Genomic DNA, 24,685 nt, shown 5'->3' on the forward strand with positions numbered 1-24,685 from the left:
TGTTTGGAGGATGGGTAATTCGCAAACTTACTCGTGCTCGGCACTTCACGGTATTGATCGATCCAATGCGACAGTGCCTCGCGATCTTGTTGCGTCTCCCATGGTATTACTTGGCCAGTCCTTTGGGAGATTTGGCGCGCAAAACTCAACTGTTTCTCAGTCACCGGCATCTGATGATAGTCGTTCGACTGAATATTGTGAGACCCCTTATCGGCCTCTACTGATGACGACTGCAACATCAATTCCTCCATCTTTGCCCGACTCAGTATATAGAACATAATAGGAACTAAATCAATATGTATGGGGCTTACTGCCAAATGGCACTACATATTGACGCTTTTGGTCCAATTCGCTGGGCTGGGATGTCCATGTTGGGTTCGAGAACGGCGAGAGAGCATGTTTCTTGGGCCCCAAAATCCGTGAGCGGCCCATTTTGGCTATCTGCCTTGCATCTGTGCGGTACTCCGTACGCCAAAGCAGCCTTACATTTTCTATCTGTGCTGCGGCGACTGCCAATCTCTTTCCTTCACCTCGCGCTGATGCAAAACTGGCCGCATGTCCAAGAAAACACTGAACCATGCAAACCTTAGCGCTCTCGGGCAAGATCGTCTCGCGGACCTGTTATTGGAGGTCAGCACCGGCAGTGCGGATATCAAACGGCGGCTGCGACTGGAGTTAAGCCACGACCTTGGCCCCGCAGAGTTGGGCCGCGATGTGCGCAAACGACTTGTATCGCTGCGGCGCTCCACCAGCTTTGTTGGGTGGCGCAAGCGCAAGGCGTTCATCAAGGATTTGCAGACCCAAGTCGATATGATCACCGACAAGATTGGGCCTACTGATCCTACCCTAGCATTCGATCTGCTATGGCAGTTTCTGGAAATTGCCCCCTCTGTCTACGAGCGCACAGACGACAGCCGCGGCGATATTGGCGATGTGTTTCGGGGGGCAATCCTTGCCTTTGACGACATCGCTGAGCGTGCACTACTCGATCCGACAATTCTTGCCAGTCGAGTCTGGAATGCTGTTTTTGACAACGGCTATGGCGAATTTGACGGGATTATCGGGTTGGTCTCACCTGCACTGGGTGACGCAGGATTTGCCCACCTCAAAAAATTGGTCGCAGCCTATGCTGACGCACCTTTGGATGACGTAGATGACGAACATGAAGCTTTCCACTTTCTTCGCGAGTTGCGCAGCACCAATAGCAATTACCGGGCTGATCAAAAGGCCCAACGGATCAAAATGGTCCTGCAAGACATTGCCACTGCCGAGGGCGACACCGGTGCCTATATCGCGCAGTATTCCCCAGCAGACCTGACCCGCCCCGACATTGCGGCCGAAGTTGCGCACCTCATGCTGGCCGAGGGCAAGTCAAAAGAGGCGCTGGCATTGCTTGAAGCGGCTGATCTGGAAGGCCGGGTCTTTCGGCAACAAGACTGGGACGACGCGTTCATTGCCTGCCTGACCACGCTCAACCGGTTGGATGACGCGCAAAACCATCGTTGGACGCGGTTTTGCGAGACTTTGAATACTAGTTATCTTCGCCCTTACCTGAAAGCCCTGCCCGACTTTGAAGATATCGAGGCCGAGGATCGTGCACGGGCCCACGCGCTGGAATTCCCGGAGGCGATGACGGCTTTGCGTTTCCTGTTGGAATGGTCAGACCATTCAAGTGCCGCGGCACTGATACTGAAACGCATCGATGAACTCGACGGCAACCGCTACGAGATCCTCACACCTGCGACAGAAGCCCTGCGCGACCGTCACCCGTTGGCATCTGTTCTTCTATGGCGTGCCATGATCAACTACGCGCTGCACGAAGGTCGCGCGACGCGCTATGGTCACGCGGCGGACCACCTCGCAGATTGCGGATTGGCAGATGCCCAGATTACAGACTACGGGGATTTCCCAACGCACCAGAGCTACCTCCAAGCATTAGAAACCCGCCATGAACGAAAAACCTCATTCTGGAGCAAAGTCTCGCCTGCCTCGTAGGATCTGCAACTCCGGTCATTCGTCGTGTGGTGCTCGAACTCACAGAGTGCGGGACGGAGTGTGAATTCGCTGCGTTTGCGCAGGAGACTGCTTTTGTGCATTTTGCGGACCTTCACTTTGGATTGCAAACAAGTTGCACACCAACAGAGGCGATGACCTAGATTCAAACGCATAGTTTTTCCGATCTTCCATCGGTTGCCTGGCGTTAAACCCGAAGTATTGTTTGAATCGGCCCATAATGACGTCAGCAGCAGATGCCGGTCTGAGGCCATTCCTTGCCATTCATTTGCCACGCAACAGTTTTGGTGTCGCAAACGGAAGGCCAAAGCGTCAGCCGTATCGCTAGCAGTGAGAAAGAAATGTTTTTCGGAGACCAAATGACTGCCATGAGCCAACCGTCACACGGCACGGACGGGCACCGGTTCGGTGTCCTGTTTGTCTTTGCCGCTGGCGTGCTTTGGTCGACCGTCGGGCTTGGAATACGGCTGATCGAAGACGCGGTTGTGTGGCAGATATTACTTTACCGATCGGCCAGCCTCTCACTTCTGCTTTATGTGTTCATTCGCATGCGCTCTGGTGAAAGCCCCTTTGCCCAGATCCGCCGCACCGGGTTCCCAGCGATGATCGCGGGGCTGTCGCTAGTTGCTGCCTATTCTGGCGGGATATATGCGATCCAGGCGACATCCGTGGCAAACGCCATGCTTTTGTTTGCAACAGCACCCTTCATGGCGGCAGTTCTGGGGTGGATCGTTTTGCGCGAACCTGTACGCCCTGCCACCTGGGTGGCAATCACCGTTGCCATTGCCGGTATCGCGATCATGGTCGCAGATAAATCCGGAGGCGTCGCCCTGAAGGGCAGCCTGGCGGCTTTGGGGTCCGCCTTTGGATTTGCGGTCTTCACTGTGGCGCTGCGGTGGGGCAAATCGGGTGAAATGCTGCCGTCGGTGTTTCTGTCCGGATTGTTCGGCATCATCGTGACGTCCGGCATTTGTCTGTTTTTGGAATTGTCTCTGGTGTTGTCGGTCCGGGATGGTGGCATTGCAATGGGCATGGGGGTGTTTCAGGTCGGCGCAGGGTTGATCCTGTATACTCTGGGGTCTCGCAGCCTTCCTGCTGCGGAACTTGCGCTGTTGTCACTGGCCGAAGTGCTCCTTGGGCCGTTATGGGTCTGGTTGTTCATCGGTGAAACCGCCACGCTCAACACATTGACTGGCGGCGCGGTTTTGCTTGCGGCGATCGCCGGAAACGCTCTGTCAGGCAAGCGACGTAGGCCGCCGCCGATCACGTCACCTTAGGGGATTGGGGACAACCTATTCCTGATGGAGCCGCCGTGAGTGGGTGCGTTGCAAGTGTGATCCGATACACTTGCGCATGATGATTGTTGCTTTTGGGGTTCCGATATAAGTGTTGCTATTGCGCGACTTTGGCCCTACGGCTTTATCGACTGGAGCACCATCATGGCGTGCATCGGTGTTTCTACGGCCAAACTTGATCGCTAACTTCGTCTTCCTCTTTTGCCTGATGTTTTCGCAGCCAGACAACGCAGGTCAGACGACAATCAATTGGCCAAATTGCTAACGAGCATTTCTGTTCGACCTTACGACATCGTTGTCAGGATGCTGCTATGAAGCATCTGAAGCGCTCCTGATCCGCATGCATTAGCCGGTTCAGGCATCTAATAGTTTTCCATACGCGTCCAATTTTCGGACGAAACAACCACAGCCCCTAATAGGACTGTGTTTTCGAACTCGATTTGTGCCCTCTCGATGTCTCTGCGCGGTTCGCGCTCGGGGACGCACCATGGGCGTACCGGCGTTATGACCAGAGGTTGCAGCGTCGTTGGAGCATGACCTGAATTTGGACAAACATCTGCTTTTCACCCCCGGCCCTGTGAATGTGGCCGAGACCCTGCGTACCGCGATTTGCAAAGAGGATATCTGCCATCGGGAAACTGATTTTGACGACCTTCTTGCAGGCATCGAGCACAAATTGCTCTCACTTTTTCAGATCAGAAAACGGGAACGCTATCGCTCAGTGGTGATCACAGGTTCCGGCACGGCGGCCAACGAGGCGATCTTGTCATCCGTTGTGGGCAATGGTGCCATTCTGATCCTGTCCAATGGTGAATTTGGCGGACGGTTGCACAAAACATCGTTGATCCACAACAAACAGACCCACCTGATCGAAATGCCGTGGGGCGTGCCCTTTGATGTTGCGCAGATCGCGGCCTATCTGCTGGCAAACAAGATTGATGTGGTGGCCATGGTCCACCATGAGACTTGTTCAGGCATGCTGAACCCGCTGGCGCAGATTGGGGCCCTGGCCAAGGCCTGTGGCGCGCTCTTCGTGGTTGATGGTGTAAGTTCGGTTGGAGCTGAAGTGATCGACATGGAGGCATGCAACATCGCGTTTGTGTCGAGTTCCAGCTCCAAAGCACTAGGATCATATCCGGGCTTGTCGTTTGTCGTGGGCCGCAAGAAACAATTCAAGCGGCTCAAGCGTCACGCGGCGAAAACCACTTATTTGAACCTCGCAACATTCTATGCCTTCCTCAAGACCCACAGCCAGACACCCAACACGCCTGCTGTTCCATTGTTTTTCGCGCTGGATCAGGCGCTAACGGACATTCTGCACGAGGGCGTTCTGATGCGCTATGCGCGCATCAAGGCGCGGGCTGATCTGCTGCGGAACGGCATGCGCAGGCTCAACCTCGACTTCGAAATTGATGAAGCCGACATGTGTTCGGTACTGACCACGGTCCGGGTGCCGGCCTCTGTATCAGTGCATGATCTGCGTGCGCGTCTACGTGAAAAATCCATCATCATCTATGAAGGAAAGGGATGCTTTGCAGGTAAGGTTTTTCAGGTTGGTAATATCGGGGAGCTCTCGGATGACGACATCCGGTATTTCCTGTCCACCCTCAAGGACGTGCTGCTGACGCTTCAGGCAGATACGGCAGACCTTGTTATTCCGGTTAGGCCAAATCAAACGCCCCCCGCCGTGTTGCCTGTGCCTGTGCCCGCACATGTGCGGGTGGTGTCATGAACAATAAGCTGAAACGACTCTGGGCGACCAAGACCAGCGATGACGAGTGGTGGTCGTCCTTTGTCACGGCACCGCTGGCTATCGTTGCCAATTATGGCGCTGTCGACATCCCTTGGATTACACCCAACCGGATCACAGCGGCTTCGTTCCTTGTGGCTATCGTGGCAACGTTTTCAATTCTGATCGGGGGCACTGCGTGTTTCATCGCAGCGGCCATCCTGATCCATATCAGCCATGTCTTGGATTGTATGGACGGGCAGATGGCGCGCTATAGAAAGGTTTCGTCCGCCGTCGGCAGCTATTACGACCGTATCACCGATCAAGTGCAGGTCACGTTATGGTTCGGGGCGGCAGGCTTCGCTGCATTTGCGCAGACCAACAGCGTCACGCCGGTCTTTCTGTCGCTACTCGGTATCGCGTTCTATGGATTGCGCGGCTATGCGAAATACGTGGCGTTAGAGATCGAAACGGGACGCAACCCAGATTACCCTGCTCAGATCGCGCAAATGAAACAGGTACAGACCACCGCAGGTCTAGGATTTGGTCTGAAGGCAAATCTAGCGTGGTTTGGGCGTGAACAACGCAAGGTGCTCGCCTTTGATGAAGGCGTCTTCATCTTCATGCTCTCTGCGGCACTGATCTTTGACCAACTCATACCTATGCTTTGGGTGTTTGCGTCAAGCCAAGTGTTCTGGGGCCTCTACAAATCTTGGCTGCGCGGAAAAAACATCGACGAAAATCTGAAGGTTCCAACGCAAAAATAGCCTGCTTCAATACGGCTCATTTAGGATTCAAGTATCATGAAAAACGAAAAACACCGTGCGCCGGTTGCCGTCATTCTGGCCGCTGGCATTGGCTCGCGCCTCAGCCCCCTGACCGACAATTGCCCGAAAAGCCTACTGTCAGTGGGCGGGTCTGTCATTCTCGAACGTATGATCCGCAATTGCCTGAGTTGCGGGATGTCGCAATTTGTTCTCGTGCTGGGGCATCGAGCAGACGAGATAAAGAAGTTTGTAGACAAGACGTTTCGCGGCATCCGTGTCACCTATGTGATCAACGACCGATACCGCGAGACGAACACAGGCTACTCCCTGATGCTGGCCTCCGACGCGATTGGAACAGCCGAATTTGTTAAATTCGATGCAGACGTGGTGTTTGATGTCAAAATTCTGCGCCAACTTTTGGACAGCGACAACGCAAACGTCTTGTGCATTGACCGCAATATTGCGCTTGAGGACGAAGAAGTTAAGGTCATCGCAAACGATCAAATGCAGGTCCTTGAGGTTGGCAAGTCCGTCGATCCGAAGCGCGCGTTGGGTGAATCTATCGGCGTTGAAAAGATTAGCGCCGGAACGGGCGCACTGCTGTTCGTAGAGCTTTCAGAAATGATGGAGAGCCGTGGAAACCTCCAGGCGTATTACGAGGCAGCTTACGCGCAATTGGTCGATAAAGGTACGCAGTTCCATGCTCTTGATATCAGTGGTCTTGACTGGACTGAGATCGACACAGCCAAAGATTTTGCTGCCGCAAATGCGATGTTTAGCAGCCCCGTTACTACCCTATCACGTGGCCAGCAAAAGGTGCTGGACGAGGCTGCGGATGAAGCCGCCATACATACGCACGTCTGATACATCTACCGCCCTGCGCCAGAGATCCGGCGCGCGGTGTACGGCGCAGTGATGCCCTTGCCATCCCGGCACAGGATCGCTGCATATGAAAGGACCTCTCATGGCCAAAGGCAACAACAGCAAGCGTGGCAACAAAGAAGCCAAAAAACCCAAGCAAGAGAAGGCAAAGGTTTCCGCGACGGCCAACTCGCTGGATGGAAAACCTGCACTGGCAATTGGCGGTAAAAAGGTAAAGTAGCTAAAACATGTCGGATTTCGCCCGCCCGAGGCATTCAGCTAAGCTTAGTTGCGCACCCTGGCGCGGGCGACGTCCGAGACGTGTCCCAAACCGCCCATGATTTAGATTTGGAAGACCCGATGAGCGAAATTGAAGAGACCGGCACAAAGGTTCACTATGTCTGCCAGACATACATTGCCAAGACGACCGCGCGCGGGCAGCAAGGCAACCTTCAAATCGACAAGCAACTACAATATTCTACGCCCCATGAAGCTCAAGAGCGGGCAGAACGTGAATTTCGCGCGGAAAATTGCGTCGGTGCTGACGCCTATATGGTGATAGAAGACAGCAGTAGCGGCGAAGTTGGAGACCCGACATTTTTAGTGAGGCTTGGGTCTGTTCCCGAGCAGGATTGACTTCAAATCGCGCGTGCATTGAAGAACATAGGTTGGCCCACAAGCATTTGCCTGCGGGCCAGTAAGTCGCAATTTACATCATGCCGCCCATACCACCCATATCAGGCATGCCACTGCTGTTTGCCGCCGTAGGTTTGTCAGCGACCATCGCTTCGGTCGTGATCAGCAAGCCTGCAACAGATGCAGCATACTCAAGTGCTATCCGAACGACTTTGGTCGGATCGATAACACCGGCCTTCAACATGTCGCCGTATTGCTCTGACTGTGCGTCGTAGCCAAACGTCTTGCTGGAATTCTCGACGATCTTGCCAGCAACGACCGATCCATCGACACCAGCATTCTCGGCAATCTGGCGTAGAGGCGCTTGAAGTGCCTTGCGAATGATCGCGATACCAGCCGCCTGATCCGCGTTGTCTCCCTTGAGACCTTCGAGGACTTTACCAGCATGCACCAGTGCGACACCGCCGCCCGGTACAACACCTTCTTCGACAGCAGCACGTGTTGCGTTCAGAGCGTCATCGACACGGTCTTTACGCTCCTTAACTTCGATCTCAGTTGCGCCACCGACTTTGATCACAGCAACGCCACCGGCAAGTTTTGCGAGCCGTTCTTGCAGTTTTTCTTTGTCGTAGTCTGAGGTTGTATCTTCGATCAATGCACGGATCTGATTAACCCGCGCAGCAATTGCGTCCTTGTCACCCGCCCCGTCGATCACAGTTGTTGTGTCTTTGGTAATTGTGATCTTCTTCGCGTCGCCAAGCATGTCCATCGTGACACTCTCCAGCTTGATCCCCAATTCCTCAGAAATCACTTGGCCACCTGTCAAGATTGCAAGATCTTCCAACATTGCTTTGCGACGATCCCCAAACCCAGGCGCTTTGACACCGGCTACTTTGAGGCCACCCCGGAGTTTGTTCACCACAAGCGTCGCGAGTGCTTCGCCATCAATGTCTTCAGCGATAACCAAAAGCTGCTTATCTGCCTGCATAACAGCCTCAAGCAAAGGCACCATAGGTGCCAATGATGTCAGCTTTTTCTCATGAAGCAGAATGACGCAATCTTCCAGGTTTGCGGTCATCTTGGTTGGGTCCGTAACGAAGTACGGGCTGAGGTAGCCACGATCAAACTGCATGCCCTCGACCACTTCGGTCTCAGTGTCGAGACCCTTGTTCTCTTCGACGGTAATGACGCCTTCGTTACCGACCTTTCCCATCGCGTCCGCGATCTGTTGACCGATGGCCGCTTCGCCATTGGCGGAAATGGTGCCGACTTTGGCGATCTCGGCGGTGTCGCCGACAGGGCGGGACATGGTTTTGACTTCGGCAACAACGGCTGTAACCGCTTTGTCGATGCCGCGCTTCAGGTCCATCGGGTTCATACCCGCAGCTACTGACTTCATGCCTTCTTTGACAATGGCCTGCGCAAGAACGGTTGCAGTCGTTGTGCCGTCACCGGCTTCGTCATTGGTGCGGGAAGCAACATCTTTGACCAATTGTGCGCCCATGTTCTCAAACGGGTCGGACAGTTGGATTTCCTTAGCGACTGTGACGCCGTCTTTGGTGATACGTGGTGCACCAAAGGATTTGTCGATCACTACATTGCGCCCTTTGGGGCCAAGAGTGACTTTTACAGCGTTGGCGAGCGTGTTGACGCCCCGGAGCATGCGGTCACGGGAGTCCGTGCCAAATTTTACATCTTTTGCAGACATATCGGTATTCCTAATTGAAGATTATGTGAAAGTTGCAGCGTCGTTCAGGCCATAATGCCGAGAATGTCGCTCTCCTTCATGATCATCAGTTCTTCACCGTCGATTTTGATTTCTGTACCGGACCACTTGCCGAACAAAATCTTGTCGCCAGCTTTGACGTCCATGGCGATCCGTGCGCCAGCATCGTCCTTTGCACCTGCGCCAACAGATACCACTTCGCCTTCTTGTGGTTTTTCCTTGGCGGTGTCGGGAATAATCAGACCGCCTGATGTCTTTTCGTCACTTTCAATGCGACGAACCAGAACGCGGTCGTGGAGCGGAGTAAACAACATAGGTATGCTGCCTTTCAAGATTTACGGGGGTGGATGGCGTGCTTAGAAACCCATTGGCACTCGCCACACCAGAGTGCCAACACGACTGAGATGGCTATCGTTGAGGTTGGCTACAATAGACTAATCGTAAATATTTTAGGGCCTAGCACATAATTGGGCGCGCCCGACCATCGATCTCTGCAGCCGCTCCAGACCGGCGTCACCTCTTCCGCCGCCAGCAATCTCTACCCACTCAAAGAGCAGGGTGCTTTGGATTTAGGTCGTATTCCCGCGCTTTGGTCGAAAATGGATAAGCATGGCGTGCAAGATGACCTGCATTGTCGAGTACAATTCAGGACAAGGGACTTAGCAGTTGAACCTACATTCTATTGACGATGGATTTACGCATGCCGAATGCAGCGCAATCATCACCGCCGTGGCATCAGCTCCAGCGAGAGAAGCTTTGCTTGTCGGCCAGAACCGGGATCATAATCTGCGCCGCGCTAAGCTCGTTTGGCTGGATGAGATAGACGGCATGGCGTGGGTCATGGAGCGACTAATCGACGTTGTCCGAACCTCAAACCGAAACTGGTTCGACTTTGATCTCAGAGAATTTGCCGAGAGCCCACAGGTTGCCAGCTACGATGCCACGGATGGCGGTCATTTTACATGGCATTCCGACATCGGTGATGGCCCAATGGCACATAAACGAAAACTGACGTTAGTCGCGCAGCTTTCCAAGCCCGGAAGCTATGATGGAGGGAATCTGGAAGTTATGCCGGGCGCGCATATCATCGCCGCAAACCGGACGCAGGGCTCCATCACTATTTTCCCAAGTTTTCATCTGCATCAAGTGACGCCAGTGACACGCGGGACCCGCAATTCTCTGACTGTCTGGGCGCACGGCCCCAAGTTTCGGTAAATAGAAGAACGTAGGGTTACGCTTCGCGCTCTAGTTTTTTCCGCGCCAGTTTGCGGGCACGACGGATTGCTTCAGCTTTCTCCCGTGCCTTTTTTTCAGAAGGTTTTTCGAAGTGTTGCTTCAGCTTCATTTGCTGGAAAACACCTTCGCTCTGAAGCTTCTTTTTCAAGACCCTGAGTGCTTGATCGACGTTGTTGTCGCGAACACTAACCTGCATTTGGCTTTCTCTACCTTTGAGTATTTACTCGAATGACAGTCTCTAGAACCCGCATCTTGTCAAGATAATTTCGGCGTTATCACACGTTTCAGGATCGGCGTTCCGCGAGCCTCGCCGTTTTTGAGCCTGCGACAAGGGAAGTCGAAGGGAGCGATTCCGCTAGCATCAGGAAACGGGCACAATTGGCGACCGGCCTCAAGTCTCATGAAAAAGGATCCGCTGCTCTTTTTGCAATGGTTTCACTGGCTTCATACGGTTTTCGCCCAGGCGCGGATGCAGCCGCCCGGCAATCCCCCAAGCTAGCAAGCTTGCCACACCTGCAGCAGCAAAAATGCCTGATATCGGGGCGGACAATAGGATCAGCCATGCCGCGCCTGGTGTCAGGATGCCGGAGACATCCCGATAGGATGAGTAAACGGCCGACATTTCGGTGCGTTCCGACGGTTTGACGGCCATCAGGAACGGCAGTCCGGCACAGATATCCAATAGGATCAGAAAGAAACTGCCGATAAAGAGCAAGCCGACTGTTGCAGTCGGGGCTGATGAAACCAAACTGGCGGTACAGAATAGACATGCGCAAGCCATGAACCCGGTTTGAACCGAACTGCGCACAGAATGTTTCTGCATCCATCTCAGCATCAACGGTGACCCAAACAGGGCTGCATTCGTGACCGACAAAAGCGTCCCGCCCAGCGTATCTCCAAGCCCATTTTCGACAGCAAAAATGGGTAGGTAGACAACATAGGCCCACCACCCGCATGACCGGATAACCGCAAAGAGCCAACCAGCTATCAGGCGGGGTTGGCGCAAGAAACGCCCTAGAAATGCCAACGGATTGACAGGTGCACGCTGCGCCCGAGTGATCTGTTTGCCGTTCCCCAGCCGCAGAAAGATAAACGCTCCCAGCATGGCTGCCGCCGCCACGCCCGAAATCACGAACGGGGCGGGCCTCCACCATTCCCACAACAGGACGCCCAGCATCGGACCGACGGTCCATCCCAGGGCCGAGTAGAACATGCGCAGCGTTTCGCATTTCCCCAATTCGATCCGCGCGATGTAATCCAACACATAGGCGTTGAAACAGACAAAGGTCACGACCGTGGCCAGCGAGTTCAGGACAAGCCCCAAAACGATCATCTCTGGTGAGCCCAATGTTGCAAGGCCCGATCCAATGACGAACCCCATCGCCCCGATGCCATACATCCATCGCCTCGCTATCCAGCGATTGAGAAATGGAACGAGAAGCCCGATCAACAATGAGATGATGCCGATCGCGAAATATATCGAACTGATCAGGGCCGCGTCCTGGAGCGCGTCGTACATCGCAACCGGAAAGACGGAAATCAGGATGCCACGTGCAACTGCCTCAAATGCGGCAAGGGTCGCAAAACCCCGCACTGATGGTGCGGGTGCATGACGTAGCCATTCAGGGATTCGACGCTCAAACATCTCAACGGGCCTAAAAGTATGGCTGGAAAAATACGCAGTGCTCTTTGCGCGTCTGTTCGAAAGGCGACACCGATGATGGTTCACGACCCATTTTGAGTTTGACGGTCATCACTTTGCGATCTCAGCTATCGGAAATGAGCCAATGACTGAGTTGGGAAGAAGCAAACGAAGGCTACGAATGGCTTTCAGTGTTTGTTGAACCCCTCGTTTCTCGAAATATGGTCCCAGACCGGAGCGCTGAGGCTATTGTTGCCCTCTACCCCAAGCCGACCGTGAAATCACCGCAACCTTGATCGCTGCGCCGTGGGACAAATTGCTATGCCCCGCTACAGGCCTCGTGCAGCCCTTACGTCACGGTGAATTCGAAGCACTTCAAATCTCGCCAATTCGCACAATCACCTAACACCCGACTGAGCGCGACAAAGAGCGATTTCACGTTGCAGACATAGTGCACATGGCGAAACTCAAGGGCAGCTTCCAGCATTCTTAGACCTTGATGCAGGTCGCAGCATCCGTAGGAATGGGCTCTCTTGACACCTTCGCCGCGCAAATGACGAACGGCTGCTTGAAATATCAAAGCAATTGAGTAAGCGGCCGCCCTACCCTACTGCAGCCAGCCCAAAGCAACCCTTGGTGACTTAGCTATGCAATTGGATTGCGCTTGACGAAACCCTCATTGCTGGCGTTTCCTGCTACTATGGAGATCAATGAGGACAACGTTGACAACGCGGTTTTGGCGCTGCTCTGGCTAACGCTGCACGACGGGCACCGGGCCTGGAAAAGTCACGACTGGGATGTGCTCGATCGGCTGCACAAGAAAGGACTCATCTTGGATCCAGTCGGAAAGGCGAAGTCAATGGTGCTTACAAACGACGGCCTGCGCCTTTCAGAAGAACTGTTCGGAGTCCTGTTTTCGAATGCGACCAAGCCATGACTGAACGGCTCATATCTGGCTTTGAAAAGAGTCGACATTTGCATTCTACGCGGCGTCACTCACGGCCCTTAACCGACACTCGACCGAGTTCTGCGATGCTGCACTGCGGCTCCGCATTGCGGTCATTCGATCTTGATGCCATCTTTATGCTGAAAACAAATGCAGTGAACTGTTCAGCGATCGGAGTGAAATCGTCTCGATGACAGACATGGGAGTGCTTCATGATCGTCTTCACGGCGGTTTGTGGCACACAACTCACCCTGATCGCTTCTTGGCAATCCTTGCTTCCGGTGGTTTGCGAGTTGAACCCGACATACCAAATTCGGAACGGTGGAAGGCATCCCAACCAAAGTACTACCCATTCGTGAGGCACATTGGCGGGATTAGTCTTTTTGATTTTTCTGACTTTGAACCCGAGCGCTACGAAATACAGTTCCCTATGAGCAGTTGGTATGAATTTGTTCCGTACCGAAAGGCTTGGGACGGAGCTGTCTGGATCGAAATTGACCGGCAGGCCTCAAGTCGTTCGTTGGTCAAAGCGGAGCAACTCCGTGAAGCTTGGGATCAGGATGGGATGCGTCAGCACACAAGAATGCCGCAAATTGAAATTGCCCACGTCGGAGACATGCCCAAAACATCGTTCCGTTCTGCGTTTCTCACCTGGGCGGAAGGCAATGAAGTCCGCGAAATTGATCTTTCGAGCGAGCCCGCCTTTTCTGTACTTTTGGACGAATGGCGTGCTGCAGTCTCTTGGTAGCTACTTGATCGTTATGACGACCCGTTCCCGCCGTTCGCCTTGGCCCTGATCGCAGCCCGGCAGGCTAACGGAAGCAGCCATTGGTTCTTAAGTGCAGATCACAACGCGCGTCGCTAATTGGCAAAGGTGACTACTGCAGAGGATGACAAAACGATAACTGATTTTGTCGCTCGCGTGAGAGCGACGTACCAATCCTCTTTGGTCATCCCTTCGTATTCTACGATTACTACATGCTCGAATTCCAAGCCTTTCAGTAGGAGCGTGCTACCCACGCTCCTTCGGGCAACATGACGCCCCAAGTGCCTCGTCTTAGATTCCACATCCGCTGCTGCTTCAGAAAGCGCGGCTCCTGTGGTTCTTGATGTTCGAAGCGCCGAGAGCATCATGCTGAGAAGTTCACGACGATACGGGAAAATGTCGTCTCGGTCCAAAATTCCTTCAATAAGTTCAAGCACATGGATTAGCCCATCTGGTTTGGCAACTCGATCTCCGACGTCGATAAGTTCTCCGAATTTCAGTCTACCAGCACTTTTGCCGTTTTGGTGTGAATTAACGGAACTTGCGAAATCAGCCCGCAACCCGACAACGCAAAGCTTTATAAAGTCCAAGACCGCTGACAGCCTGCCCCCATCGTTGGATTGCTCAATCAAATTGACATGCTTGGCGAGCGGCTTGCAGGAAACAGGCTCAACGACGGCAAACCTCTGTTTCGCGAGCTTTTTGGCGATATTGGCCCGACTTGCCTCAGATGCGGACTGCGCCACAACCACTAACGTGCCTTCCAAATCCATGGTTTCGAGGCACATGTTCCTGACTTTACCGGACCGCAAGCCAGGATCATCTGGAAGCCATTGGCGCTGAATACCACTTTCGTCCATACGAAAATCCAAGGGGCCCCCAAATTCAATCTGCTTCCTCAATTCGACCAGCTTCTCTCCCAGCGCAGCGTTGGAATTTTCGTTTTTCCAACGCCAAGGCGTGGTCAGTTTAGCGATATTGGGAAAGTTCTTTTCGACCACCTCAATCCAGTCCACCACACCATCAAATTCAAAGATCGATTGTAACGGGTCACCAAATATGCAGACAGGCACGAGCCTCTTTAACTCCACGATCATTTCATGCTGGCTTGGACTACAATCCTGATACTCATCAACAAAAACGCAAGCGTAAGTGGCAAGGATCACTTCATCGATATTGCGTGAACCAAGAAGCTTGACCACCGCAGGATAGACCGCTGACCAGTCTTTGTTGCTCAGTGGATTGGTCTTTTTGATCCCCGAGGTCTTGGGGTAGCTTTTCGCAAACCGCAAGGACCAACTTGCGATTGTATCGAGCCTATAGGACGAGGCAGGCACGTTGAGCTTGCGCAACCGTTTCTGCAGTACGTCCACGCCCGCAAATGTATGGGTCAGAATGAGGCAGCGTTTAGAAAACTCCGGATCCTCGCTAATAGCTTTCACCGTCCGTACGATTTGCTCAGTTTTGCCGCATCCAGCAGCCGCGATCACGCTGCCAGCTTTGGTCGCACGAATGATGGCCGTGACTTCCTCTTGGGAAAGCTCAGTCATCAACCCACTGCCTCACTTCGTTTATCGTTTTGGCAAGTGGGGTCTCTGGAATATCTTTTAGACAATCGAAGACAATCTTTCCCAATTGCTCGCCACGCGTCATGTCTTTGAACCATGAGCGGTCTTTTTTGACACCCGCCTCGTTTTCGACTTTCAACGTGGCGGCTGCCGCCAACCACTTGCGATTAGCCTCAGAGTCAGCAAGTGCGTCTAGCGCCGCTCGATCAATGTCCAGCCCCTCCGGGGCAGCCAAGCAAAGATTTTTCAGAACCCTACCTTCGCCGACGACTTCGAGCGCATAATCAACTATTGCTCGTACATTTGCCCATGGAACGTCGAGAAAGACCCTGCATTCGATATCGCAGTGGTCTAACCATTCAGCGACTTGCCCCCCAGCGTGCTTGATCTCTTGTTTGATGGCTGCTGGAGTCTCAACATCCGAGTCAAGCAAAACGAAACAGCAGTAGCCAAGCCTTTGCATGTGTAGACCAAGCTTCACGGCGTTGTCGTTCCCACCGCCGTCTATCGCAACAACCCCCTGGTAGGCGAAGGACTCCTTGTCACCGGCGCACCAATGGTCATCAAGGCCACGCCAAAATCCGACCTCCGTTCGCCCCTCACCGATCAATAAGCGTGGAGCTAAGAACGCTTGGGGATTAGACCGAACGTGCCTTTGTGCCGTATCCGCTTGTCCTTCTATTGGCCGCGCGCACTTAACGGCAATACTGCCTCCGTTGCTACGAACGCAAAACAGTTCTGAGACATCCAATTCGCAAATAACAACTGGTGAATGAGTTGTCAGGAATGTTTGGTGCACGATAGGCGGCGCATCGCCTTCTTGTGGAAATCCAGATCGCAGATAACGCAACAGGCGCATAATGCGATGAGGTTCCAGCCCGAGTTCGAGTTCATCCACAAGCGTGATATTTTGAGTTGGACCTGAATTTTGGACACCAGCTACCATGAGGCGTGACGATCCGCTCCCGAGGGTCCTCAGCGGCATGTTGCCATCGTGTAGAGAAACAGCGCCTGAAGCCAGCATACCTGAATGAATATCCAATTGGGCTTCGTAACCTTGGGTCTTGGGAACCAGAAAGTCCGCACCAACCTTCTCTGTCAGCTTAACCACATCATCAAACGAAGTACGATCTCCGGCTGCGAATGATGCCTTTGCTTGCCGAACTGAACTGGCCAGCAACTCAGACGCGTTCGGCCCTTTCTCAAGCCTACCGAGCACGGAATTTCGACTCCATGTGAGATGACGGTCCGCGTATTCCCCAAGCCGGTTGGGTGCGATCAACTTCGTGTCCTTAAAGCCAAAACGAGGCGGCTCACCGTCAAGGCGTTCGTTGAAGACCTCCCATCGCCATTCAAGGGCCTCGGGATCAAGCAACGCTTTCACTGTCAACGCCGCAAGATCTCCTTCCGCTTTTTCATCGTTTATTTTTTTGTCTGCGTCGCGCCAACCGCGCAAAAAAAGTCCGTATTTTTGCTCAGTGATCAATTCGTCCGGAAGATCAACGAGCGTCAAGCAAATCTCAGGTTTGCTTGTTGGATCGCAACTGAATAGATCAGGGTCACTCCCTGTGTAGCCAAAGCGCGGGTTTAAGCCGATCTCAATCGCATCCAATATCGTTGTCTTGCAGGAGTCACCCGGGCCAATAAGGCAATTCACGTTTGGTGAAGGCGACCACTCTAGTGATTTGATGCCCCGAAATTCCGAAATTGAAATATGTGCGATACGCATTTGAGAGATTCCGGGAAGATTATTGTTTCACCCATCATCGTGTAGCTAGCCACGCTTGCAACCCATTAACCGCAGGGAACGGTGCTGTCGCATTTTCAACGTCCGGTTTTTTACGGTCGTCATAGGGTCTTGCAGCTGCAGCGAACGACCGCTCCCCGCCCCCTAAGTCGAACCATTCACCAAAATTCGGCAGTGCCCCCCTGCCCCAATGGGCTCATATACCTTGCGCAAAATTTGTGCCCTAAGCAAAAAATTGGCTGTTCGAGTCGGCTGCGTTCTGCACCTGATATCTGCACCATCCCATCACTTTGCAAAACAAGGGTTTCTTAAGTTGGTGCAGATATCATGCAATTCGTTCCAAGATCACCGAAGCGGCCGTTCATGCTAAGCGCAGCTAACGGCAGGAACGAGCCCATTGTGTGAATTCGGTTTTCTCGCTGCACGCACTTGCAGCGTGGAAAATGCTGCGTCAGCGTAAAATTCGGTGCTGCCGCGCGGCGGAAAAACCAGCCATTCGTGCAGCGTGCAGCAAGGATCAGAGGTCGAACTCACGCAACGCGGGACAAAATGCGCTTTCGCTGCAGATCGCATCAATGTCTGGTTCAGCGAACTGTTCAACAAACGGTGGTTTTTGGGAAGGTAAGTACGGATTCAGCAAAGTCCGTAACGAACCCAAAATCACATAAACTAGGCAGGTGCTCTAGCGCGCGGATTCCGCCAATTTCCGAACTTCCGAATGAGGGATGGATGGGACAAAGTTTCCATCACGGCCCACCATATCGCTGTTGGCAATCAAGCTGTTGAGTATGGCTTCTTCTGTTGATTGCACCACTGCCTCAAAAAACGGGTCCAGGTGTTCATCGGGTATCATTGTCAAGTTGAGCAACCCTTTGGACGCATAGGAATTTGAAACGCCATTCGCCGTTGAGAATGCAATGAATATATCGCCGGAGCCGTGGCGCGCAAAGCCGCCTGTATTGCCCACGCCTAGTGTTGCGCGGCGCGCCAATCTCTTTAACTGATGAGGCAGGAGCGGGGCATCAGTTGCAATGACAACAATGATTGAACTCAGGTCCGGATCAGGAGAATTCTGAACCACCTTTGGGTCTGTCAGTCTTTGACCAATAGAGTGTCCCAAAATCCGCAAGTCTTTCCTGCTGCCAAAGTTTGCCTGCACGAAAGTTCCTACAGTGTAGCCCAATTCGTCAAAGTCTACGATGCGTGAGGCGGTGCCAGAACCGGCCTTGAAGCCAAAACATTTCATACCTGTCCCTCCGCCAACGCTTCCTTCTTCGATTGAGCCGGAGGCTGCACTGTTGATCGCTTCGCTGACGTGTTCTTGCGTGACGTGAAAGCCATTTATGTCATTTAGAAAGCCATCGTAAGTTTCAGCAGCAACAGGCAGAGCAAAGTCATCGGAAAAGTGCTCAGGGAACCGCTTGGCGGCCCATCGAATTGTTGCGTCCCTTGCCATCCCGCAGGAGTGAGTATTCGTGATGGTAATTGGCAGCGAGAATTTCCCAACCTCTTCAATATAGTGGGACCCTGTTAGCTCGCCATTCCCATTCAGGCTAAACAAACCCGCCATGACAGGTGCGCACAACTGATCCAAAGGCCGTGGCAGAATGGCCGTTACCCCTGTCCTGATCGGCCCTTCGCCGACTACGAGTTGTCCATCTCCTTCAACGATTGTCGTGTATCCTACAGAAACCCCCTGAACGTCTGTAATACTGTTCAGCCGACCGGAGGCACCCGGAAATTGAAGGCCCAGTGACGCTGCTCTCGGTTTTCCGGACGGGGTTGTTGCTTTATTGCCGCCTTGTCGCTCTGCCATTGTTTCAAACCGTTTCACGATATTATCTTTCTTCTTATGCTACTTGAATGAAGTTGGGATGCAACGTTGGGTGTGTCCGCACCGCGGCTTTTCCGAATGTGCCGAGATCCCTCTTTTTTGGTACAGATACAAACCTCCCTAATTGACGTTGTCGAAAACCCCGTTCAAATCCCAATTAGTTGTTGAAGTTTGTTGACGCTCTAATGTGATAGTCGACGTTCGTGCGACACGCAGCATCCGTCGAAATGGGCTCTCGGCTGAGTTTTTTAAAAACAGGCTTTAGGCGCGCTCTAGAGCCTAGTGGCTATGGCACCCATTCCATGCGCCGAACAAAGGTGACGAAAATCTACCGCAAGACAGGCAACCTGCGTGCAGTCCAGCTTTTGCTTGGACACACAAAGGTTGATAGCATCGTCAGATATCTGGGGGTCGAGCTTGAAGACGCGCTGAGCATTTCCGAGCGGCTCGACATCTAAGAACCTTGATTAACGGCAGGAGCCGTTCGTCATTTCGAAGCGGTGGTGATCGCTCGATTCTTCCGACGGCTGCAACTGCTAAAATTATGTTGTCGCAACGCGGCGTGAAAACCAGCCAATCATGTATAGTGCAGCGAGGATCAAAGGTCTTGCTGACAGACTGCGAGTCTAAGCCGACTTAAACCTACAAATATCCAATGTCCGCTTGATACCTTTGCAAAGCCAAGTAGCTTAACCCCTAGCGATGCATTTGCCGTTTACGATTTCGGGTGCGCTGCGTCGCGTCTTCTGAACCATCATGATAGGTACCGAACCACTTATCCCAAGGCATTTCGGCATTGCCATAGTTGCACTCGTAATATCGGTGATGCAGTTGGTGAAAGAACGCACCAAGCAGCAGGGCTTGACGATCCTGCGTCCAGATCGCCTCGTATCCTGAATGCGACGAGGCAGCACCCAGCATCAGCCAATAACCCAGAAACAGCATATGCACCGGATGGCTTGGCAGGGCGAGAACAATCAGGATTGCGCTGAGATATACCAAGGCTTCGACGGGGTGCATCGACATGCCAGACCACGGACCGGTATTGACGTTGCGATGATGCACCGAATGCACGTGTTTGTAGATCGCGGGCTGATGCAAGATGAGATGCACGACGTAAAAGTGGAAACTCTGCCACAAGGCAAGCAGCGGAAACATCAGAATGAACCAGACGGGATGCGCGCTAAACGACACGGTGCCGATCAATCCGCTGGCGTAGGACCAGCGCAGAAAACACTCCAGACCCGATAGAATGGTCGCACCGAAAATCATCGAGTAATAGACATTGTCCCAGGTCTGATAGCCAAATTTGAACAGCGCGTTCTTGCGTTTGAAATAGGGGCGCGGGTCGTATTTCAGCAATTTTCCCTGCCCGTCGATCCCATAGAACCAGTGGTGTAGACCTCCGGCAACGATGCCCAGAAATATCCAGTTGCGCAAAAATACCCATGCCACCCAGCCAAAGCCGAGGCTAGCTTGCTCTGGCCCTACTGGTTGCAGCCAGAAGGCAACCAGAAACGCCAGCACCAGAAAGATCGAGCGGTCCGAGAACTGTAGCCAGTTTTGCCACACCCATTTCGCCAGAGCGGCAGGATTGGGCGGCCACAGCCAATAGGGTGCGTGCTTGACCGGCAGGTCTGGATGCCAGTGCCATTCACGGCTCATTGGTTCGGTGTCGGTTTTTTTTCGTCATCTAGGCTTCACCTTGTTGGCATACTGAATACTACCCTGTCTGAATGTCAGTGCGTCTTATCTAAAAGCGACGTCCAGCACCCTGCAAACTGCCTTTCTTCTTGTTGGTGGGTAGATGTTACAGAAAATACTATTGAGCGATTGAAAACAGCGAGGTCTGCGGAACATCGTTGTTGCGAGGCGCAGTTTCATAAACCAAAATTATCTTGACAAGGTGCGGGTTCTCGCGAACCTGATCTAGGTCAATCCACAAAGGTAGTGAAAACCAAATGCAGGTCAGTGTTCGCGACAACAACGTCGATCAAGCTCTTAGGGTTTTGAAGAAAAAGCTACAGCGCGAAGGCGTATTCCAAGAAATGAAACTGAAACAACACTTCGAAAAACCGTCTGAGAAAAAGGCACGGGAAAAAGGTGAAGCAATCCGCCGTGCCCGCAAACTGGCGCGAAAAAAACTGGAACGCGAAGGGTAACCAATCGTCCTTCTAATGAGTGTTTCATTGCGGATTGATCAGGACCGCACTGGCGGACAGACCGGTAACGCATGCGAACCGCAGAGAGAGAGCGGCCCTTGATGTCATCGTTTGGGGGATCAAATTTGCGCAATATCTCATCCCGTGGCGTGTCGCTTAGGATCACTCGGATACAATTTTGTAGGGCCTTCGACAGAGATGCGCGCCTGTCCAAGCCTTGGGTGCAGCTTATTCGCTAAAACCCAAGCCATGAGCAGCCCTGCACCACCTGCAACGAAGACGCCAGAGATTGGCGAAACCAGTAAGACCAGCCAAGCGGCACCAGGCGTCAGGATACCCGACACATCTCGGAAGCTGGAATATATTGCGGACATTTCTGTACGCTCTGATGGCTTGACGGCAAGCAAGAAAGGTAGACCGGCGCACACGTCCAACAAGATCAGAAAAAAGGAACCAGCCATCAAGCGGAAGGGCAACGGCGGCAAAGTCCCGCCCTCTGTTAGTTCGCACAATATGCGGCGAAAGGGCGGTCTAAAACCCACTGACGTGGGTATCATTGAATGGCCGCTTTCGCGAATTGGGCTGCATCGCAGCATCAAATCTGCTGCAACTGCGAGGAAATGCCGCGTCAGCAATAGCTACGACTGCATAAGACCGTTTTGTCCTGCAATTTGTGAGTCCGTAGGCGGCGCAGCGAAGGTCGGCAATCCGTCGGTTCGTTCTTTCAAGGCTATTTGAGATCGGCGGACTTCAATACCCGGACCGGCGGACTCTCAGAGAGATAAATGAGACGCTCTTAAACGCCTAATTATGCGTTCGCGCGTGGCAAGTTCAGCCAATAACGCGTGTACCTTAGTTCGCCGGTCCGCCTCAGGGCATCGATCTCAACCAACTCTTGCAAATCTCGGGTCGCCGTTGCACGCGACGTTCCGGTAATCGAAATGTAATTCTCCGCACTCAAGCCCCCTTTGAACCCATCTGGTCCTTCCAGGAACATGCGCTCAATCGCTTTGGCTTGGCGGTCGTTCACCTGATCGCGATGCCGGTCATAAAAACGTGCTTTCCCGATGAAGAACCCTACCCGGTCCAGGGTGACCTGCTGTGCCGTCAGGACGGTCTCCGCAAACCATTCTAGCCAGGGCGTAACATCCAACGTCTTTTGGTGCCGCTCAAGCTGATCGTAGTAGGCCTTCCGCTCCCGCTCGATCGAGTAGGCCAACGCAATCAGGCTCGGTTGGCCCGTGTTCTGCGCCAATGATTTCTCGGCCAAGGCGCGACCCAAGCGGCCGTTGCCGTCTTCGAAAGGATGGATACTTTCAAAGTAAAGATGGCTGAGGCCTGCCCGCGTTAGCGCTGATAGTCGCTCTTCGGCACCTGGCATCGTCACGTTGAACCAATCCACATACCGATCCATCTCGTCCAGAACTTGCGCGGATGACGGCGCCTCAAAATGCACGACCGGCCGATCCACACGACCCGATACGATCTGCATGGCGTCTTTATGCTGGCGATAGGCCCCAATGGTTTCTAACCGCTGATCATGGGACAACAACATGCCATGCCATCTGAACAACGTCTCATGCGTTAGGGGCTCGGCATAAGTTGAATAGACATCAACCATCATCTCGGCCACACCCTGCTCTCGCGGCTTTGTTGGATAGCTGTCAGGCGACAATCCAAGCTGGCGACGCAGCGAAGACTGCACGCTTTGGCGATCCAGCATCTCGCCTTCGATGGCGCTGGTTTTCATGGCTTCATCGCTCAGCAGGTCGATGCGGAGCTGATCGCGCTCAGTTGGACTTACATGGTGAACGGCACCCAGGATCTCGCCCGACGACAGCAAGAAACGCTGTTCGAACGGTGCCAGTACTGCCACGTCATACCGAAAGTTCGGCCAACCGGGTATCTGCCAGTTCCATGCCATGAGTTATAGAGGTCCTTTCTATAACTCACATATTGATCATTTTTGAGCTATAGAAGTCAATCCTATACCTCAATGCAGTGCAAATACACGTAAACTTTGCTGTGCATTTACACGTAAAACCTGCTCACGCCTCCGACTGATTGAAGGTCAAAGCCCTACCAATTGAAAGCAGAGAGCCTCAAACCTGCGCTGCCCGCGCCTCCTAATCTGCGCTTCCAACAGCCAAATCAAGCTCTGGCAGGTCCCGCAGCGTCTGCAGATCAAACGTCGTCAGAAACGTCTTGGTTGTCACGAAAGTATGCGGCGCACCGGGCCGAGGGGACCGCGGACCGCTCGCGATCAGGTCCTTGTAGCGCAGCCGTGACAGAAGATCACGGCTCACGTCCTTACCAAAGATGTCTTTCAGGCCCGATCGGTCGATGGGTTGATGATAGGCGATCGCACAGAGCACGCCCATCTCCATTTCCGTGAAGGCAAGCGTTTGGCTGCCAAGATCAGCGGCGGCTTTGATCGCGTTGGCGAACTGCGTCTTGGTACGGAACATCCACCCGTCGGCGGCCTGGACCAGTTCGTAAGGCCGTCCAACAAGCTCCGCTTGAATATCCTCGATCAACATCCCGACCAAGGCTCCCTGCCCCACCACGCGCGCCAGATCCTCGCGGGTCACCGGTGAGGCACTTGCGAACAGAACCGCCTCAATCCGCCCCATCCATTCGCGCCAACGCAGCTCCGGCGGAAAATCATCCAGCTCCCGGTCAAAGACAGCGCCATCCTCATGCCCCGGTTTCCGTTTCCTGACCACGGTCGTCATGGTGCGATCCCATAGAGCCTGAAGGTTGGACGACCGGTCAACTCCTGTGCAACACCCAGTTCCACCAATCGGTCACAGAACCGCCGCGCAGCGCGATCCGTCATGGCGATGGTCGTTCCTTGGACTGATGGCGACAACATCGTCGATGGCGCCACGGCATCCTCGGACAGGAACAGATCTACCGCCGCCATCGATCCCTTGGCTCGCAGCTTTGGGGCCACGGCACGCAGCGCCGCCGCTTTCGATGCGAGCTCGCGCGCCAGACGGATCGTGTCTTCAACGGACTTGAGTATTTCCCACTGAACAGTCAATGCGCCCCCCTGCCCCTCCGCAATCAGGTCTCTCAACATCGCTTTAGTGAGACGTTGGGCCGAGACTGGTAGGATGGTCGCCCAATTCAACGCGCGCGCCAGTACCACGTCGGACAGCAGACACGCCAACCGCTCCGCCCGATCGTCCGCCTCAAGGACCGCGCGCATAACAGACGTACATCCAACGAGCGGCCCGTGCGTTCGGAGGCGATCTGCACCTGATGCGAGCCAACCTACGGCTTCATCCGCAAAATTCGGACCAACGACGTCCCCGAGACCGCGATGCCAATTCTTGTCATTCATCCGCAGCCTCGAAGCGTCCCGCCAGAAAGCCAGGGCATCGCCATCTGGTCCCCGCGCTTCTCCCGCCGGTGTCAGATGATAAGCGTCACCTATATCTACCTCTCGCGCCAAACGTCCTTCCAACTTTGATGTTGTGGTGGCTGTTTTCAACGCCAGACGATTGACCAGTAGTTTGACCGGCGCACCGAACTTTGAATCGGTGACCAGCGTATCCAGCACCATGAACGCGGCCCCGGACCGAAAAGCCACAGTTTCAGGGGTTTCCGCACGACCGGCGGTGACCCAAGCCGGCAGCTTCGGTAGGCTGTACAAGTCGTCAGAGATAGCTGCACGCTGATAGGTCATGCCACAAGACTATCCTGTCACGGCGCTTTTAGCCACCATATAGTGTAAAAACCGCCCCGCCCT

The 24,685-nt window shown here is 53.6% G+C and carries 22 protein-coding genes and 2 pseudogenes; 12 read left to right on the forward strand and 12 right to left on the reverse strand.

What is annotated here, in order from left to right:
• The first annotated feature begins 555 nt into the window (after positions 1-555).
• The 7 genes from C1J03_RS24580 to C1J03_RS24605 all read left to right on the forward strand — a co-directional run bounded on the left by C1J03_RS24580 (position 556) and on the right by C1J03_RS24605 (position 7,301).
• Entirely contained in the window at positions 556-1,995 is a 1,440-nt protein-coding gene (locus C1J03_RS24580) for a DUF6880 family protein (protein ID WP_114889375.1), read from the forward strand.
• Between the two features lie 377 nt (positions 1,996-2,372).
• Positions 2,373-3,290: a DMT family transporter gene (locus C1J03_RS24585; RefSeq protein WP_174234523.1), complete on the forward strand. Its 918-nt coding sequence runs from the start codon at positions 2,373-2,375 to the stop codon at positions 3,288-3,290.
• 562 nt (positions 3,291-3,852) lie between these two features.
• On the forward strand, positions 3,853-5,040 hold the full coding sequence (locus tag C1J03_RS24590; protein ID WP_114889376.1) for a pyridoxal-phosphate-dependent aminotransferase family protein: 1,188 nt from the start codon (positions 3,853-3,855) through the stop codon (positions 5,038-5,040).
• On the forward strand, positions 5,037-5,804 hold the full coding sequence (locus tag C1J03_RS24595) for a CDP-alcohol phosphatidyltransferase family protein (protein ID WP_114889377.1): 768 nt from the start codon (positions 5,037-5,039) through the stop codon (positions 5,802-5,804). The genes C1J03_RS24590 and C1J03_RS24595 overlap by 4 nt, the downstream gene beginning before the upstream one ends.
• A gap of 36 nt (positions 5,805-5,840) precedes the next feature.
• Positions 5,841-6,668: a phosphocholine cytidylyltransferase family protein gene (locus C1J03_RS24600; RefSeq protein ID WP_114889378.1), complete on the forward strand. Its 828-nt coding sequence runs from the start codon at positions 5,841-5,843 to the stop codon at positions 6,666-6,668.
• A gap of 100 nt (positions 6,669-6,768) precedes the next feature.
• On the forward strand, positions 6,769-6,906 hold the full coding sequence (locus C1J03_RS25595) for a hypothetical protein (RefSeq protein ID WP_009830586.1): 138 nt from the start codon (positions 6,769-6,771) through the stop codon (positions 6,904-6,906).
• A 119-nt stretch (positions 6,907-7,025) separates the two neighbouring features.
• On the forward strand, positions 7,026-7,301 hold the full coding sequence (locus C1J03_RS24605) for a hypothetical protein (protein WP_254694315.1): 276 nt from the start codon (positions 7,026-7,028) through the stop codon (positions 7,299-7,301).
• Positions 7,302-7,374: 73 nt separating this feature from the next.
• On the opposite strand, the gene groL is transcribed toward C1J03_RS24605, so the two are convergent.
• Positions 7,375-9,009 (reverse strand): chaperonin GroEL, encoded by a 1,635-nt coding sequence (groL, locus tag C1J03_RS24610; RefSeq protein WP_114889380.1) that lies wholly within the window; start codon positions 9,007-9,009, stop codon positions 7,375-7,377.
• Positions 9,010-9,053: 44 nt separating this feature from the next.
• The gene (locus C1J03_RS24615; RefSeq protein ID WP_114889381.1) at positions 9,054-9,341 is read right to left on the reverse strand and encodes a co-chaperone GroES; all 288 of its coding nucleotides are present in this window, start codon (positions 9,339-9,341) and stop codon (positions 9,054-9,056) included.
• Positions 9,342-9,693: 352 nt separating this feature from the next.
• Between C1J03_RS24615 and C1J03_RS24620 the strand changes: the two genes are divergently transcribed.
• Positions 9,694-10,242: a 2OG-Fe(II) oxygenase gene (locus C1J03_RS24620; RefSeq protein ID WP_114889382.1), complete on the forward strand. Its 549-nt coding sequence runs from the start codon at positions 9,694-9,696 to the stop codon at positions 10,240-10,242.
• Positions 10,243-10,258: 16 nt separating this feature from the next.
• Here the strand turns inward: C1J03_RS24620 and rpsU (C1J03_RS24625) are convergent, their stop codons facing one another.
• Positions 10,259-10,459, reverse strand: coding sequence for a 30S ribosomal protein S21 (rpsU, locus tag C1J03_RS24625; protein WP_114889383.1), 201 nt, complete (start codon positions 10,457-10,459; stop codon positions 10,259-10,261).
• Positions 10,460-10,654: 195 nt separating this feature from the next.
• Entirely contained in the window at positions 10,655-11,908 is a 1,254-nt protein-coding gene (locus tag C1J03_RS24630; protein ID WP_114889384.1) for an MFS transporter, read from the reverse strand.
• A gap of 697 nt (positions 11,909-12,605) precedes the next feature.
• Here C1J03_RS24630 and C1J03_RS24635 point away from each other — a divergent pair.
• The gene (locus C1J03_RS24635) at positions 12,606-12,842 is read left to right on the forward strand and encodes a DUF6429 family protein (RefSeq protein WP_114889385.1); all 237 of its coding nucleotides are present in this window, start codon (positions 12,606-12,608) and stop codon (positions 12,840-12,842) included.
• Between the two features lie 199 nt (positions 12,843-13,041).
• Positions 13,042-13,599 carry a hypothetical protein gene (locus tag C1J03_RS24640; RefSeq protein WP_114889386.1) on the forward strand — a complete coding sequence of 186 codons (558 nt, stop codon included), beginning with the start codon at positions 13,042-13,044 and terminating at the stop codon, positions 13,597-13,599.
• Positions 13,600-13,712: 113 nt separating this feature from the next.
• On the opposite strand, the gene C1J03_RS24645 is transcribed toward C1J03_RS24640, so the two are convergent.
• The 3 genes from C1J03_RS24645 to C1J03_RS24660 all read right to left on the reverse strand — a co-directional run bounded on the left by C1J03_RS24645 (position 13,713) and on the right by C1J03_RS24660 (position 18,748).
• Positions 13,713-15,167 carry a UvrD-helicase domain-containing protein gene (locus tag C1J03_RS24645; RefSeq protein ID WP_114889387.1) on the reverse strand — a complete coding sequence of 485 codons (1,455 nt, stop codon included), beginning with the start codon at positions 15,165-15,167 and terminating at the stop codon, positions 13,713-13,715.
• A complete protein-coding gene (locus tag C1J03_RS24650) occupies positions 15,160-16,914 on the reverse strand; it encodes an ATP-dependent nuclease (RefSeq protein ID WP_114889388.1) in 1,755 nt (584 codons plus the stop codon). The genes C1J03_RS24645 and C1J03_RS24650 overlap by 8 nt, the downstream gene beginning before the upstream one ends.
• Before the next feature lie 700 nt (positions 16,915-17,614).
• Entirely contained in the window at positions 17,615-18,748 is a 1,134-nt protein-coding gene (locus tag C1J03_RS24660) for a DmpA family aminopeptidase (protein ID WP_114889402.1), read from the reverse strand.
• Between the two features lie 290 nt (positions 18,749-19,038).
• On the opposite strand from C1J03_RS24660, the pseudogene C1J03_RS24665 reads away from it, so the two are divergent.
• A pseudogene (locus C1J03_RS24665) lies at positions 19,039-19,224 on the forward strand (integrase); the annotation flags it as partial.
• A gap of 238 nt (positions 19,225-19,462) precedes the next feature.
• Here C1J03_RS24665 and C1J03_RS24670 read toward each other — a convergent pair.
• On the reverse strand, positions 19,463-20,431 hold the full coding sequence (locus tag C1J03_RS24670) for a sterol desaturase family protein (RefSeq protein WP_114889390.1): 969 nt from the start codon (positions 20,429-20,431) through the stop codon (positions 19,463-19,465).
• A gap of 296 nt (positions 20,432-20,727) precedes the next feature.
• On the opposite strand from C1J03_RS24670, the gene rpsU (C1J03_RS24675) reads away from it, so the two are divergent.
• On the forward strand, positions 20,728-20,928 hold the full coding sequence (gene rpsU, locus C1J03_RS24675) for a 30S ribosomal protein S21 (RefSeq protein ID WP_009827615.1): 201 nt from the start codon (positions 20,728-20,730) through the stop codon (positions 20,926-20,928).
• A gap of 137 nt (positions 20,929-21,065) precedes the next feature.
• On the opposite strand, the pseudogene C1J03_RS24680 reads toward rpsU (C1J03_RS24675), so the two are convergent.
• The 4 genes and pseudogenes from C1J03_RS24680 to C1J03_RS24695 form a co-directional block, all read right to left on the reverse strand.
• Positions 21,066-21,392, reverse strand: a pseudogene (locus C1J03_RS24680) (MFS transporter); the annotation flags it as partial.
• A 344-nt stretch (positions 21,393-21,736) separates the two neighbouring features.
• Positions 21,737-22,852 (reverse strand): Fic family protein, encoded by a 1,116-nt coding sequence (locus tag C1J03_RS24685; RefSeq protein WP_114889391.1) that lies wholly within the window; start codon positions 22,850-22,852, stop codon positions 21,737-21,739.
• Between the two features lie 202 nt (positions 22,853-23,054).
• Positions 23,055-23,663 (reverse strand): SMC-Scp complex subunit ScpB, encoded by a 609-nt coding sequence (gene scpB / locus C1J03_RS24690; RefSeq protein WP_114889392.1) that lies wholly within the window; start codon positions 23,661-23,663, stop codon positions 23,055-23,057.
• Entirely contained in the window at positions 23,660-24,622 is a 963-nt protein-coding gene (locus tag C1J03_RS24695; RefSeq protein WP_114889393.1) for a DUF1403 family protein, read from the reverse strand. Before C1J03_RS24695 ends, scpB begins: the two co-directional genes overlap by 4 nt.
• Positions 24,623-24,685: the final 63 nt, after the last annotated feature.

Source organism: Sulfitobacter sp. SK012 (assembly GCF_003352085.1).
Classification (GTDB): domain Bacteria; phylum Pseudomonadota; class Alphaproteobacteria; order Rhodobacterales; family Rhodobacteraceae; genus Sulfitobacter.

Excerpts from the sequence above, each read along its gene's own strand:
- C1J03_RS24660 (WP_114889402.1), bottom strand. The coding sequence starts at position 18,748 with ATGGCAGAGCGACAAGGCGGCAATAAAGCAACAACCCCGTCCGGAAAA.
- groL (WP_114889380.1), bottom strand. The coding sequence starts at position 9,009 with ATGTCTGCAAAAGATGTAAAATTTGGCACGGACTCCCGTGACCGCATG.
- C1J03_RS24595 (WP_114889377.1), top strand. The coding sequence starts at position 5,037 with ATGAACAATAAGCTGAAACGACTCTGGGCGACCAAGACCAGCGATGAC.
- C1J03_RS24600 (WP_114889378.1), top strand. The coding sequence starts at position 5,841 with ATGAAAAACGAAAAACACCGTGCGCCGGTTGCCGTCATTCTGGCCGCT.
- C1J03_RS24605 (WP_254694315.1), top strand. The coding sequence starts at position 7,026 with ATGAGCGAAATTGAAGAGACCGGCACAAAGGTTCACTATGTCTGCCAG.
- rpsU (WP_114889383.1), bottom strand. The coding sequence starts at position 10,459 with ATGCAGGTTAGTGTTCGCGACAACAACGTCGATCAAGCACTCAGGGTC.
- C1J03_RS24615 (WP_114889381.1), bottom strand. The coding sequence starts at position 9,341 with ATGTTGTTTACTCCGCTCCACGACCGCGTTCTGGTTCGTCGCATTGAA.
- C1J03_RS25595 (WP_009830586.1), top strand. The coding sequence starts at position 6,769 with ATGGCCAAAGGCAACAACAGCAAGCGTGGCAACAAAGAAGCCAAAAAA.
- C1J03_RS24695 (WP_114889393.1), bottom strand. The coding sequence starts at position 24,622 with ATGACCTATCAGCGTGCAGCTATCTCTGACGACTTGTACAGCCTACCG.
- C1J03_RS24630 (WP_114889384.1), bottom strand. The coding sequence starts at position 11,908 with ATGTTTGAGCGTCGAATCCCTGAATGGCTACGTCATGCACCCGCACCA.
- C1J03_RS24645 (WP_114889387.1), bottom strand. The coding sequence starts at position 15,167 with ATGACTGAGCTTTCCCAAGAGGAAGTCACGGCCATCATTCGTGCGACC.
- C1J03_RS24580 (WP_114889375.1), top strand. The coding sequence starts at position 556 with ATGTCCAAGAAAACACTGAACCATGCAAACCTTAGCGCTCTCGGGCAA.
- C1J03_RS24650 (WP_114889388.1), bottom strand. The coding sequence starts at position 16,914 with ATGCGTATCGCACATATTTCAATTTCGGAATTTCGGGGCATCAAATCA.
- C1J03_RS24670 (WP_114889390.1), bottom strand. The coding sequence starts at position 20,431 with ATGAGCCGTGAATGGCACTGGCATCCAGACCTGCCGGTCAAGCACGCA.
- C1J03_RS24585 (WP_174234523.1), top strand. The coding sequence starts at position 2,373 with ATGACTGCCATGAGCCAACCGTCACACGGCACGGACGGGCACCGGTTC.
- C1J03_RS24635 (WP_114889385.1), top strand. The coding sequence starts at position 12,606 with ATGGAGATCAATGAGGACAACGTTGACAACGCGGTTTTGGCGCTGCTC.
- scpB (WP_114889392.1), bottom strand. The coding sequence starts at position 23,663 with ATGACGACCGTGGTCAGGAAACGGAAACCGGGGCATGAGGATGGCGCT.
- C1J03_RS24640 (WP_114889386.1), top strand. The coding sequence starts at position 13,042 with ATGACAGACATGGGAGTGCTTCATGATCGTCTTCACGGCGGTTTGTGG.
- rpsU (WP_009827615.1), top strand. The coding sequence starts at position 20,728 with ATGCAGGTCAGTGTTCGCGACAACAACGTCGATCAAGCTCTTAGGGTT.
- C1J03_RS24685 (WP_114889391.1), bottom strand. The coding sequence starts at position 22,852 with ATGGCATGGAACTGGCAGATACCCGGTTGGCCGAACTTTCGGTATGAC.